The 12,835-nt window shown below is 32.0% G+C and carries 12 protein-coding genes; 7 read left to right on the top strand and 5 right to left on the bottom strand.

The window, feature by feature from the left end:
• A partial coding sequence (locus NO995_RS13740) for a transposase (RefSeq protein WP_258228011.1) occupies nt 1-262 on the bottom strand: 262 nt, incomplete at its 3' end.
• Between the two features lie 804 nt (nt 263-1,066).
• Here NO995_RS13740 and NO995_RS13735 point away from each other — a divergent pair.
• Complete coding sequence (locus tag NO995_RS13735; RefSeq protein WP_258228010.1) at nt 1,067-2,641, top strand: glycoside hydrolase family 16 protein; 1,575 nt, start codon at nt 1,067-1,069, stop codon at nt 2,639-2,641.
• A gap of 177 nt (nt 2,642-2,818) precedes the next feature.
• Here NO995_RS13735 and NO995_RS17840 read toward each other — a convergent pair whose 3' ends face one another.
• The 4 genes from NO995_RS17840 to NO995_RS13715 form a co-directional block, all read right to left on the bottom strand.
• Nucleotides 2,819-2,929, bottom strand: coding sequence for a transposase (locus NO995_RS17840; RefSeq protein ID WP_375141552.1), 111 nt, complete (start codon nt 2,927-2,929; stop codon nt 2,819-2,821).
• 525 nt (nt 2,930-3,454) lie between these two features.
• Nucleotides 3,455-3,901 carry a hydroxyisourate hydrolase gene (uraH, locus tag NO995_RS13725; protein WP_258228009.1) on the bottom strand — a complete coding sequence of 149 codons (447 nt, stop codon included), beginning with the start codon at nt 3,899-3,901 and terminating at the stop codon, nt 3,455-3,457.
• Between the two features lie 97 nt (nt 3,902-3,998).
• The gene (locus NO995_RS13720) at nt 3,999-5,207 is read right to left on the bottom strand and encodes an amidohydrolase (protein WP_375141558.1); all 1,209 of its coding nucleotides are present in this window, start codon (nt 5,205-5,207) and stop codon (nt 3,999-4,001) included.
• Nucleotides 5,208-5,453: 246 nt separating this feature from the next.
• Complete coding sequence (locus NO995_RS13715) at nt 5,454-6,311, bottom strand: AraC family transcriptional regulator (RefSeq protein ID WP_258228007.1); 858 nt, start codon at nt 6,309-6,311, stop codon at nt 5,454-5,456.
• A gap of 921 nt (nt 6,312-7,232) precedes the next feature.
• On the opposite strand from NO995_RS13715, the gene NO995_RS13710 reads away from it, so the two are divergent.
• The 6 genes from NO995_RS13710 (at nt 7,233) to NO995_RS13685 (ending at nt 12,764) form a co-directional block, all read left to right on the top strand.
• Nucleotides 7,233-8,330 carry a sensor histidine kinase gene (locus NO995_RS13710; protein ID WP_258228006.1) on the top strand — a complete coding sequence of 366 codons (1,098 nt, stop codon included), beginning with the start codon at nt 7,233-7,235 and terminating at the stop codon, nt 8,328-8,330.
• Nucleotides 8,331-8,336: 6 nt separating this feature from the next.
• On the top strand, nt 8,337-9,662 hold the full coding sequence (locus NO995_RS13705) for a sigma-54 dependent transcriptional regulator (RefSeq protein WP_258228005.1): 1,326 nt from the start codon (nt 8,337-8,339) through the stop codon (nt 9,660-9,662).
• 380 nt (nt 9,663-10,042) lie between these two features.
• Nucleotides 10,043-11,341, top strand: a complete 1,299-nt coding sequence (locus NO995_RS13700; protein WP_258228004.1) for a Glu/Leu/Phe/Val dehydrogenase — start codon at nt 10,043-10,045, stop codon at nt 11,339-11,341.
• An 11-nt stretch (nt 11,342-11,352) separates the two neighbouring features.
• Nucleotides 11,353-11,775: a GreA/GreB family elongation factor gene (locus tag NO995_RS13695; protein ID WP_258228003.1), complete on the top strand. Its 423-nt coding sequence runs from the start codon at nt 11,353-11,355 to the stop codon at nt 11,773-11,775.
• Nucleotides 11,776-11,779: 4 nt separating this feature from the next.
• A complete protein-coding gene (locus NO995_RS13690) occupies nt 11,780-12,172 on the top strand; it encodes a hypothetical protein (RefSeq protein WP_258228002.1) in 393 nt (130 codons plus the stop codon).
• Between the two features lie 190 nt (nt 12,173-12,362).
• Nucleotides 12,363-12,764 (top strand): hypothetical protein, encoded by a 402-nt coding sequence (locus NO995_RS13685; protein ID WP_258228001.1) that lies wholly within the window; start codon nt 12,363-12,365, stop codon nt 12,762-12,764.
• Nucleotides 12,765-12,835: the final 71 nt, after the last annotated feature.

Below are 12,835 nucleotides of genomic sequence, written 5' to 3'. Positions count from 1 at the left end.
TTAAGATGTCTCGTTCTAACTCGGCTTCTTTTAATGCCTTTTTCAATCGAGATATCTCTTTTTCTTCATCGGTCATTTTAGGATTACCACGGCCAGGGAAACTGTTGTTACCGTAATCTTTTAACTCTCTACGCCAACGGTAAAGTACTGATGGAAATATATCCAAGTCTTCACATACTTGTTTTACATTGCCTTTGGCATAACTTAACTCGACTGCTTTCTGTTTAAATTCTAAGGTGTAATGTTTAGATTTTCTTCTCATAATTGCTAAGATAAAAACTAACTAACATTTTCTCTCATCTTTATGTCCAGTCTAATATAGGAAGTCCAATATTCTATAGTCCCATAGAAAAAAATCCAGATTCAGATTCAGATTCAGTTTCATTATCAAGTAGGTTTATAAAATCAAAACATAACAAACCATATTTTACTTAAACTTTTCTATGCGATATAAGTACCTCGAATTACGCATTCATTTGATTTAATATTTCCTTCATCATATCTAAACTGATGATTTGATATCAGCTTAAGCAACATTAGTTGTGTTTTTTCATAACAATTCCCCCTAAAACCTCATAAAAAAAACACAACAAGTAGTTCCGATTTCACTTAGCTATCTATTAACCTTAATTCGTATGGTTTCTGCTTCAATAAAATACAATAAGGGTATCTACTTTTCTAAAAACTCAGGATAAAACCTCCCCCAATGCAACAAAAGAGTTCAGACTAAATTCAAAAGTTTAAATATAAAATTTGCATTTATTACAGGAGGAATTGAACCTAATATACGTAACCTAATTATTACAAAATGTAACCCAAATGTTATTCTAATGTAACCAAGTTGTAATCACAAAAAATCCCCAGTAATAATTTCCATTTCTAATTTAGTATCAAGATAAAAAAGTAAAACACTAATTATCAACACCTCAATGTAAATCTTAAACCATTCTACAAACAACAATTGACGAAATATTTTTCATATAGCAACTAAGACAAACCTTTTTGAATAAATAATATACAACTAACTAAAAATTAAACACAATTTATTAATCTTAAATCAAAAGAAATGAAAAACAAATGGATTTCACTTTTTTCACTTATTCTTTGCTTCGGATGTGACCGTACCGACGAAGCTAATGTGGAGCAACAATTACAAGAAACTTTCTCTGAAAATTTTCAGTTAACCACCTCAGCGAACTTTAATTTAGTTTGGCAGGATGACTTTGATGGCACTACATTGGACACAACTAAATGGAGCCGAATTCCTCAAGGAACCGTTGACTGGAATAATACAATGACTACTGACGATCAAGTTTATGATTTATCAGACGGATACTTACATTTAAAAGGTATTGTAAATCCTGATACGCAATCCGACCCACGAGCCTATCTCACTGGTGGTGTATGGACAAGAAATAAATATAATTTCACATATGGTAAAGTTGAAGTTCGCGCAAAATTTGATTCTGCACAAGGATGTTGGCCGGCCATATGGCTCCTAGGTAGCACAAATGAATATGGCGGATGGCCTGACTTTGGTGAAATAGACCTTATGGAGCATTTAAATTTCGATGGCTATATTTACTCTACGATTCATGCTAATACTAAAAGTAACCCTAGTAGTAAAACATCAAGTGTTAACACTTCAAATTTTAATGTTTATGGTGTAGAGTGGTATCCTGAAAGAATTGTTTTCACAATTAATGGAGTAACTACCTTTACATATTATAAAGCCGCCGGTGCTGATTGGCGTCAATGGCCCTTTGACAGAGACTTTCATTTAATTCTTTCTCAGCAACTTGGAGGCAGCTGGGTAGGAGGTGTCAATTCAAGCCATTTACCAGTAGATTATGTTATCGATTTTGTCAAGTATTTTGAATATATTCCTAACCCTACTCCCCCGTTAGGAGATAACAAGTATATTAAAATACAAATGAATGGTAATACTTCAAATTCATGGAATCACTTAACCGAAGTTACTTTGGTAAATGATGGTAAGGAATATGTACTTCCGTCCGGCCATAACGCTCCAGGCGTTTTAGGAGATGGGGCTGGTGTCGAAGGATCAAACACAGGATTCTACGGTTTAGATTCAAGTGGGCTTCTGACAATTAATTTAGGGCAAGGTTATGAATTTGACGCCGTGAAATTAGGAGTGTATAACGGGGATAGTCGAGTATACCAAAATGTTGAAGTTTCATTGTCTGAGGATGGAATTACATTTGGCCCAACTAACATAAAAGACATTCAAAACTCTGAACTTTTTATATTGCCTGAGGCCTATCAATATATTAAAATACAGATGAATGGAAGTAACGCAAACTCCTGGAGTCATTTGACTGAAGTAACATTAATTAACAACGGTACTGAGTTTACAATGCCTTCAGGACATGACACTTCATCCTTATTAGGTGATGGTGCTGGGGTTAATGGTAGCAGTACAGGTTATTATGGATTAGATTCCAGTGGACTGTTAATAATAGATCTTGGACAGGAGGTCAATTTTAAAGCTGTAAAATTAGGCGTATACAATGGAAGTATTAGAACCTACAATGATGTTGAAGTATCCTTCTCTAAAGATGGTGTAGTTTATGGTCCAAAAGAAATTCATGATATACAAAATTATCAAGTATTTTTCTAACCGCAGGATAATTAAATTATAAATAAAAAATCGATAGCTAATTTGTTATACTTTAAATAAATCACTTAGGACTTGAAGTCCATAGATTTGTTAAACGAGGGACTTTAGTCCCTCGTTTTTTTACTCTAATATGAAATTAGAGTTATCTGAATCGGGCTTTATATGATGCTCCAAATATTAATTTACCATTTCATCGGTTATATTACCTGTACTCCAAACTTCATATCCTGTTGCCCAAGAATGTCTTCCCCAATATATTTTGCCCAATTGTGGAAATTCCTGTTGCACTTTCTTGAATTTCTACCCTTCAGCTGTTTTAACAAAAAACTAATACTTTACTTGGGGGAATATTCTATATGAAGATTAACAAAGTCTGCACTTAAAACCCCTTTTAATATTGCTAATTCTTCTGTCTCACAAATCTGAATCAGTAAGTCTAGACAACGAAACTAAATTTCTCCTTTCAATACTTTATATTTATACTTGGTTCACCAAACTATATGACAACTCAAACCACTAACTATATAAGATCCTTTTCGCAGATATTCTGACATCTTATAAAGATATAATTTTTATATCATGAAATTGCAGGGTTTCAGCCCCTATGTGAAACCAATAAAACAACAGAGAAATAATCTATTAATTTCTTTTTATTTATATACATCTTTAATTTCTATTATAATTAAATAAACTGAAGACACTTTAAGTTGCCTAATTTGATAATGAACAATTAAATAATAAAAAAGCCTAATGTAAGCTTAATCTTATATTTAAATTTTTCTTATAATTTTCAACTAATACCGAAGTATCTTATTAATTTCCTCTGTAAGTCGAGTATCCAAATGGCGTCAGAGTAATTGGGACGTGATAATGCTTGTTATCTTCTATTTTAAATACCACTTCTATATATGGATAGAAAGTTTCCTTATTCTGTTTATTAAAATAGGAGTTCGTTTCGAATCTAAGTTTATATATTCCATAATTAGAAGAATCCCTTTTATTTTCTAAAAAACTAGTTATTCGTCCATTTTTGTCTGTGAATTTGTTATCGATTAGAGTCCAATCATCACTCAACTCTTTCCTAAACAAAATAATTTTCACGTTTTCCACAGGTGTTCCAACTGTTATATCTAACACATGAGTTGATAATTGATAATTCCCTTTCTGCGCAGAAATATTTTGAAAACTTAATAAAAATAAAGAAAAGATGGTTATTAATAAGATTCTTCTATTATCAATATTTTTTAAATAATTATACATTCTATTTTTTATTTGAGAATATACTTCTTTACGATTTCAATTCTTATCTCCTTGTTATTATTGCAATTCGCAAATAATAAAATAATTGTTATTGAAATTAAAAAACCACATTTCCTTTAAAAATAAGTGATTTCACATTTGACATCCTTGAAACTACCTCAGCTGAACAACTAGCATCAAAAAGTAAAAAAGTAGCATCATCTCCAACTTTGGGCCATTGTTGAACACCTTCATCATCTAAAGGAACAACTCCTGCAGTAGCCAAACTTAACATTCTAGACAATTCAAATTCAGTAACTTTACCATACAATTGTGCTGCTAAATTTGCCTTGTATAATACACTTCCTGTTCCAAAGGTATTCCAATGATCCATAATACTATCATTACCTGTCATAACTTTTACACCATATTTCATTAAGGTTGGAATGGGCATAATCAGACCTCCAAATGGAATAGTTGATATAATACCAATTTGAGCATCCTTAAGCTTTATCGCCATTTCCTTTTGTTTCTGATTGTCTAATCTTCCTAGAACAAAACAATGGCTTAAATAAGTCTTCCCTTTCAACTCAGGATTTTCATTAACCTTTTCTATAAGATATTCTACAGTTTTCAATCCAGAATCACCAGTTTCATGTAAATGAATATCTATTCCTTTTTGGTTTTCTAAAGCTAGTTGCAATGTAAAATCCATTGATCTCTCTATAGATCCATCAATACTATACGGATCTAATCCTCCTATAAAATCTATATCAGATTTAGCTACTTCTTTCATATAGGCAATGGAATCAGTATAAAATAATCCATGTTGCGGAAAGGCTACTAATTCAGATTCAAATCCATTTTCTTTGTTTTTCAAAGCAATTTGTAAATTTTCTAATGATTTTAATTTAGAAGTTGGTTCAATATTCACATGACTTCGTGCAAATGATGTTCCATAAGATTGCAATAGCTCTATAATTTGTTCTGCCTTGTATGTAGAATTCCGTAGTAATTCTGGTATAATTTTCTTTTCTAATGAAATCATACCTTTAACACCGTCTCTTCTTTTTTTAACTGCATGCCACTCACCGCCGCCATACAAGGTTTTATCAAGGTGAATATGCATATCTTTAAAAGAAGGTAGCATTAACATTCCTTTGGCATCTATAGCATTTATATTCCCCTTATTTTTGTGTATTGCTTTAATTTTACCTCCCGACATCTCAATTGAAAATATATCTGTTTTGGTAGCAATAACTTCTCCTTCTTTAAATTCAAAACCTATTTCTAATCTTACATTTTCCAGAGTATAATTTTGGTTCATATTTTTATCTATAAGGCTTGGTTCACTAATCAATGATTGAGCATTCAGAAATCCAGATGACAGAGATACTCCAGCCATACTTAATGTTGAAATTTCTAGAAATTTCTTTCTTGTAATAATAGGTTGTTTAACATCCATTATTTTACTTTTTTTTTAACTTGAATAAATTATTATTAAATTATAATTCAAATGTATAGCAGTATAACACTTGAAGCATTGAAAGATCTCTATCAATATTTGTAAAATTTATCTCTTTCCTCTAAATACCTTAGGAGAAACCCCAGTTTTCATTTTAAAAAAATTGGAAAAATAGGCATGATCTGTGAATCCTAGCTCGAACGAAATTTGACTTATGGAGAGCGTCGTACTTTGAAGAAGTCTCTTTGCTTCCTTAATAATGCGTATTTGTATAAGGTATGTCGCAGAAACCTTTAAATGCGTTTTGCATAAAACATTTAAATAATTAGCAGAAATATTTAGTTTATTAGCGTAAAAACTAACATATTTATTTTCCTTATAAAATTCATCTATTAACATATTGAATCTAGCTAGACGAGGATTAGACTGATAAATTTTAAATTCAGTGAATTTATTTTCTGCTTCTCTACTAACAATAGAAGCAATAACAGTAGCGCGAGCCGTAATTAATTGCCTAAGAGATTTTTCTTCCTTCAATTCATTTTTGATAGCATTAAACTCATACAAAATTAGTTTGAATGCTTCACTGGATAATTGAATTACGGGATGATTTTGATAATTTGTAAAAGAAAATCTAAAATAAGGTGCAAAATGTTCGAAAAATGATTTTTCTACCATTAATTGATAACCCAAAGTGTCAGCTTTCAGCGACCATTTATGTATTTGTCCAGGAAATAAAATATGAACCTCTCGATTACCTAAAACGTAATCTTTTGAGTCCATATTGTGTATTCCTTTGGCTTTTAAAAAAAGAATTATAACAAAAAAATCATGCTTATGCGGTTTGTCAATAAACATTTCACCTTTTAACTCATTAAATATAATCCCCTCTTTACCTGCTACCTGATTCTTACGGAATTCTTCAATATTTTTTATTGACAAAAAGCCTTCTTTAGAACTATCCATAACTATTAAATGTCAAAAGCATCTCTATTCAACTTAGGGTAATTTTCTTAATATAAAATTATTATATATGGTATAAAGTCATTATTACTTTTTATTAAAAATTACGAAAAAATCTAAATAATAAGAAAAACATTTTTTTAGATTTTTTTAGATTTTTTCTAATATCACAAAATTTCAATTTAAAGTTCCAAAAAAATATTTTAATTAGTATCCAAAATTAGTAGACACAGCTAGTTTTGCATTCTACAAAATTAAGGATTAGAGGCTATTTTTGGTTTAGTTTAATTTTAAGAGTTATCTCTTTTATTACTAAAACTCTAGCAAAAAAAAAGTTTAAAATTACATTCTCCTAATTTTGTAATAATTTAAAAGTAATTCACTTTATAGGGACAAACATTATAATAATAAATTGTTTTAGCTGGAAATTTTGAAATACACCAAACAATTAAGAGAGAAATAAAAAGCTTGTAATCACTTATCAAACACATTCTTAATAAAAAGCCGCTAGAGGAGCATGGATACTTTCGTTGATCATGGGACCCATTCCTAAAATAATAAAATTAATACTACTTAACACAAAGTAAAGTTATTCTTTTTACAAAAAAAAAAAAATGGTTTCTTTGATGGCGCTGACATGCTGTCAAGTTTTTTTTTCAGAAAAAATAGTGCTTATGGAAAGGGTTTTGTAATTTTTTATTGGAGTTACATACTCATATTTTCACAGAAATATTTCACCCGTTTATCAAATTAATTAAGACTTTTTGTTCTTATTAAAATGATCCAAATAGTTTAATTTGCAATGGTGATTTTAAGTTATAGCTTAATAGCCTGTAGTAGCAAATTATAAAGTGATCTTTTTTTTTATAAAATTTTAACCCTTATAATTATTAATTAATCAAAGAAACAAATTTGTAGCTTTTTATGAAATCAGCAGTAACAACAAAAGAGCAATTAAGGGAACGTATTAAAGAATTAACTTGCCTTTATGAAGTCTCTACAATTATTGTTCAGGCCGATTACGACTACATCGAGGACAGTTTAAAAGCCATCGCTTTTAGTCTAAAAAAAGCTTTACAATTTCCTGAAAAAGTTGAAGTTTATATTAATATTCCAGGCCTAAAAGTTTTAAGTGGAACGATAAAAAAAACAACCTGTAGTATTTGGAGTGACATTCCCGTTTTCAATATCATTAAAGGTAAAATATCAGCTCATATTGTATCTAAAGACACTTCTGAGCATTATTTTTTAGAGGAAGAGCAGGCTTTAATAGACAACATCTCATTAAAAATTGGCAGCCTATTAGAACGAATTGAAATTAAAAATAATGCGTTACTTTTAAAACGACAAATGGAACGTGCCGACCGCTTGGCGGTTTTAGGAGAACTGACTGCCGGTATCGCTCATGAATTAAACACCCCACTTGCAAATATTTTGGGCTTTGCCGAGTTGCTTGCTTCAGATTTTAAGGCAAATACCGCAGCCTCGGAAGATTTAAACAAAATCATTCAAAATGCTATTTTCTCAAGAGAAGTTGTTAAAAAGCTTATGTTTTTTTCTTGCGAAATGCCTCAGGAAATGACAATGGTTAATCTGGTTCCGAATATTAAAAGTGCTATCAACTTGCTCGATGCCACCTTTAGAAAACAGCAGGTAAAATACATTGTGAAAATTGAAGAAGAAGAACTTTGGTTGCGAGCAGACACGGTTCAGCTTACACAAATTATATTTAATTTAACAATGAATGCCATCTATTTTTCACCTAAAGATAGTCTTGTAATGATAGAAGCCTTTCAAATCAATAATGAAATTATTCTGAAAATCACAGATCAAGGACCGGGTATTCCTGAGAATTTACATGACAAACTATTTCAACCCTTTTTTACAACAAAACCCACCGGCGAGGGTTCAGGCCTTGGGTTAAGTGTTGTGCACGGTATTGTTTCCAGTCATAAAGGAAGCATTACAGCTAAAAGCAACAACAAAAAAGGCACTATCTTTGAGGTACGACTTCCTAAATAAGAATTAATGGTATTAAAAAAGGAAAATATATTGATTGTAGATGATGATATTCATATATTGGAATTAATTCATAGGCATTTAAAATCATTGCAGTTTCATACCTATAAAGCTATTTCGGTTAAAGAAGCCGTTTCTATTTTAAGAGATACAAGGGTCGATTTACTTATCACCGATTTAAAAATGCCGGAAGTTGACGGGTTTGAGCTTTTGAAATTCGTTTCAGAACATTATCCTCAATTACCTAAACTGGTTGTTACAGGCTACCCCTCTATTCAGGATTCTCTTGAGGTCATTAAACGTGGCGGTATGGGGTATTTAACCAAACCATTCACCAAAGAAGAATTATTAAATGCGGTGCAAAATGCCTTTAATAAGTATGAAAACATTAAAAAGGAAACAAAACAAACAGCTAATCTTCAAAATGGATATGGAGAGCTTATTGGTGCCTCTAAATCCATCAACAAGGTATTTCAAATTATAGATCGGGTAAAAAACAACAAAGCCACAGTTTTTATTCATGGAGAAAGTGGCACTGGAAAAGAACTTATCGCCCGTGCCATTCATTATCAAGGGAAGTTCTCGAAAGCGCCTTTTATTGCTGTGAATTGCGGAAGTATTCCTGAAAATTTATTGGAAGCCGAATTGTTTGGTTACATGAAAGGAGCCTTTACCGGTGCCGATAATAACCGTCAAGGATTCTTTCAGGCCGCTCATGGCGGTACCATATTTTTAGATGAAATTGGCAATGCCTCTCTCGCTGTTCAGCTTAAATTATTACGTGTGCTACAGGAAAAAGAAGTTCTAAGAGTCGGTTCGCAAAAAACAGAAAAAATTGATGTTCGTGTTATTGCTGCTACTAATAGCAACCTGAAAGACATGATTAAAACAGGACGTTTTCGCGAAGACTTGTTTTACCGACTTACAGTTGTTGAAATTGAGGTTCCTGCTTTAAAAAACCGAAAAGATGATATTCCTCTTTTGGTTGAAAAATTTCTATTTAAATATGGTGTTGAATATAAAGACCGATTTATAAAAATAACCCCAAGTGCTTTAGAAGTTTTAATGCGCTACGAATGGCCTGGGAATATTAGAGAATTAGAAAACATAATTCAACGAGCGGTTATTATGTGTGATAACACTGTTGATGTTGAACATCTTTCTGATGCCTTAAAACACCACATTAACTTCCCTGAAAATAATTTACTTTCGTTGAGAGAAGCTGAGAAACGTTACATTCAGCACGTATTACATTCAACCAACAACAATAAAACTCAAGCTGCTAAAATTCTTCAAATAGACCGTAAAACGCTTCGGGAAAAACTCAAAGATTAACTTCTTGGTTCACTGAGGATTTTTGAATCAATTGAGGAAAAATTCCTCAGTTACTTTTCTGCATCTTTCAAATTAAACCACTACTTAACCTTTATTCTTCAATGGTTTACAAGATGATATCATTTTTGTGTGCGATAATGGCATAGCGGTTGCCTTTATAATGGAAACCGTAAAATAAGTTATTATATGAACACAAAATCTTCTAGTATTTGCTTATCATGCATTAACATGTCCACCTGCGTGCTTACGAGATTTAAAAACACTGTATGGTCGTGTAGCGAATATGCGCAAACAAACCAAATCATTAAATACAAGCAAAACGTTTCAAATCACCCAATAAAACAGTAAAAACAAGATTATTAAGAATTAAAACAAAAACAATGACTGTAATTAATGATATAAAAAAACCTGCCAAACCTAATGCAAAAGGCATGGTTAAAAATGTTCTAGAACAATTCAACAACGCTGCAAATCATATTAATCTGCATCCAAATATTCGTAAAATACTAAGCATTACCAACAACGAAATTATCGTAAATTTTCCTGTAAAAATGGATAATGGCGATGTTGAAATCTTCCAGGGCTACAGAGTTCAACATAATAATGCTTTGGGACCTTATAAAGGGGGATTACGTTACCATCCTACCGTAGATATAGATGCAGCAAGAGCCTTAGCAATGTGGATGACCTGGAAAACCTCGCTGGCAGGATTACCTTATGGTGGCGGGAAAGGAGGTATTCAAATTGACCCGAGCAAATATTCTCAAAACGAATTAGAACGGATTACCAGACGCTTTACTTTTGCTTTAGGTGATAATATTGGTCCTGAGCATGATATTCCGGCTCCCGATGTTAATACAAATGCACAAACCATGGCCTGGATGTCGGACACTTACATGAGTACCAAGGCTCCAGCAGAGCGTTCTAAAAACCTGCATGTTGTTACCGGAAAACCTATTGGAAGCGGCGGCCTGGATGGTCGAGATCGTGCTACCGGTTACGGGGTATACTTAACCATTAAATTGTGGGTTGAGCAACATGACGACAGCCTTAAAAACAAAACCTTTATCATACAAGGTTTTGGTAATGTTGGATATTGGGCAGCCTATTTCTTAGAATTAGACGGCGCTAAATTAATTGGAGTTCAAGATGCCTTCGGAAGTATCACAAACCCAAACGGTATTCTTGTAGAAGATTTGTTTTCGTATATGAAAAATAATCACGGAAGCCTCGTTGGTTATCCTAATGCTCAAGCTATAGAACAAGATACCTTTTTTGCTCTAGATTGCCATATTTGCGTGCCTGCCGCTTTAGGAAATCAGATTACTGAAAACAATGCCCATCTCATAAAAGCCTCTCTAATTGCTGAGGGCGCCAATGGCCCTATAAACGTTGAGGGTGAAAAAATATTACTGGAAAAACATATTACCATCATTCCAGATATTCTCTGTAACTCAGGAGGTGTTATTGCCAGTTATTTTGAATGGCTTCAAAACAGAAATGGCGAATTGTGGCAAATTGTAGACGTTATTGATAAACTAGAAAAGAAAATAAAGAACTCTTTCGATAGAGTTTCTGCGTATGCACAAAATGAAAATATAGACTTACGTAAAGCGGCTTATTGTATTGCCATAGAACGCATTGAAAAAGCTTACATACAACGCGGGATTTTCCCATAAATAAATCCATTATGAAATACGGTAATTTAATTTTAGAAAAAAAAGAATATGTCCAGGTTAAACATTTACTTAATCTATCTGGGTTTACAGAAGATGTTGAAACGAAAAAGTCCTTTGTTAAATTCATAGAAGAATTAAAAACAGCTCATGTTCTTGACGAAGAAGATATGCCGCAAGATATTGTGCGATTAAACAGTATCGTTACGGTAGCTTCATACCATAACTGGGAGAAAACCATTCAAATTGTTCAACCTGCCGAAAAAGACTTGAAAGCCAATAAAATTTCAATTCTTACGCCCATGGGAGCCGCTTTATTTGGATATGCAGAAGACGATCAGGTTGTTTGGAATTTCCCTACGGGACCTAAAGAACTTAAAATACTTAACGTCATACAAAATGCGGCAAATTCGAGTCTAAACATAACACAGCAATAATATTATGACCTTAAAAATATACGAACAAGATTCTGACATTGAAGTTGTACATAAATACAACAGTATAGAACTAAAAGGTTGGCTTAATCAGCTGCAATATATAAACACTGAAATAGACAATCTGCTAAAACTATATCAAAAAACCACAAACAACAGCATTATACCTGATGATATATATAGTTTTTTTTCGAAAAGAAAAACACAGAATAATGAGTTGTATGACACGATTTTATCTTATTCAAATACTTATATGAATGTTGTGGAATGTAACGACATACAGTGTGACATGGCTTACTTAAATGAATATGAACGTCTTCGACGAACTTATCAATATCACTTAAACCGATATCAAAAACTTAAAGACGTTTTATATAAACGTGCTTTACAATATGTTTAAGAGCAAAATAAAGCCTTTTAAAATGTATTTCATGAGCGGAATGATTACCACTCTAATTATACTAATCATTCTGCTTTTGCTATAATAATGAAACGCTTATTAAATCTGATTTATTATAGTTTCATATTTAAGACCGTGAACAAAAGTCTGTTCACGGTCTTTTACAAACTAACCTAATTACCTACATTTTATGTCATTTATAAATAACAATTATACTCCCCGGGAATTTGAAGCCAAAAGAAGACTATTACTTCAAAAAGATTTTTTAGAACTTCAACAATGGATGGATACTGTTGAGTATATTCATGAAGAACTAAATGTTTTCGGAATGATTGAAAAACAACTCATTATTAAAACAGCTATAGCAAGTAATATTCAGGCATTACGACGAAAAAACACTCTTGTATTAAGCAATTTGTGCAAATACGAACAACAGCTTAAAAACGAATTGGAATACGGAAAAAATGACTACGACCATATACGTTCTAAAGATCATGAACGGCAACAGGCATTTTTTAAAAACCATATCTTAGATTACAGAAAACTAAAAAAAAACATTTATATTTTAATGCTACAATTTAAAAGAAAATGATATTTAAAATCTATTTTAAATAATCATCCATCTACTAACTTTAAACACACTATAGACCCTAACATTAACCA

It is taken from the genome of Aestuariibaculum sp. M13 (assembly GCF_024723255.1).
GTDB classification, from domain to species: domain Bacteria; phylum Bacteroidota; class Bacteroidia; order Flavobacteriales; family Flavobacteriaceae; genus Aestuariibaculum; species Aestuariibaculum lutulentum.
The sequence above is the reverse complement of the archived record's forward strand: the minus strand, read 5'-3'. Positions and strand labels throughout refer to the sequence as shown.

Bases quoted from the DNA above. Each gene is read 5' to 3' on its own strand.
- NO995_RS13735 (WP_258228010.1), top strand. From the start codon at position 1,067: ATGAAAAACAAATGGATTTCACTTTTTTCACTTATTCTTTGCTTCGGA.
- uraH (WP_258228009.1), bottom strand. From the start codon at position 3,901: ATGTATAATTATTTAAAAAATATTGATAATAGAAGAATCTTATTAATA.
- NO995_RS13720 (WP_375141558.1), bottom strand. From the start codon at position 5,207: ATGAACCAAAATTATACTCTGGAAAATGTAAGATTAGAAATAGGTTTT.
- NO995_RS13715 (WP_258228007.1), bottom strand. From the start codon at position 6,311: ATGGATAGTTCTAAAGAAGGCTTTTTGTCAATAAAAAATATTGAAGAA.
- NO995_RS13710 (WP_258228006.1), top strand. From the start codon at position 7,233: ATGAAATCAGCAGTAACAACAAAAGAGCAATTAAGGGAACGTATTAAA.
- NO995_RS13705 (WP_258228005.1), top strand. From the start codon at position 8,337: ATGGTATTAAAAAAGGAAAATATATTGATTGTAGATGATGATATTCAT.
- NO995_RS13700 (WP_258228004.1), top strand. From the start codon at position 10,043: ATGACTGTAATTAATGATATAAAAAAACCTGCCAAACCTAATGCAAAA.
- NO995_RS13695 (WP_258228003.1), top strand. From the start codon at position 11,353: ATGAAATACGGTAATTTAATTTTAGAAAAAAAAGAATATGTCCAGGTT.
- NO995_RS13690 (WP_258228002.1), top strand. From the start codon at position 11,780: ATGACCTTAAAAATATACGAACAAGATTCTGACATTGAAGTTGTACAT.
- NO995_RS13685 (WP_258228001.1), top strand. From the start codon at position 12,363: ATGTCATTTATAAATAACAATTATACTCCCCGGGAATTTGAAGCCAAA.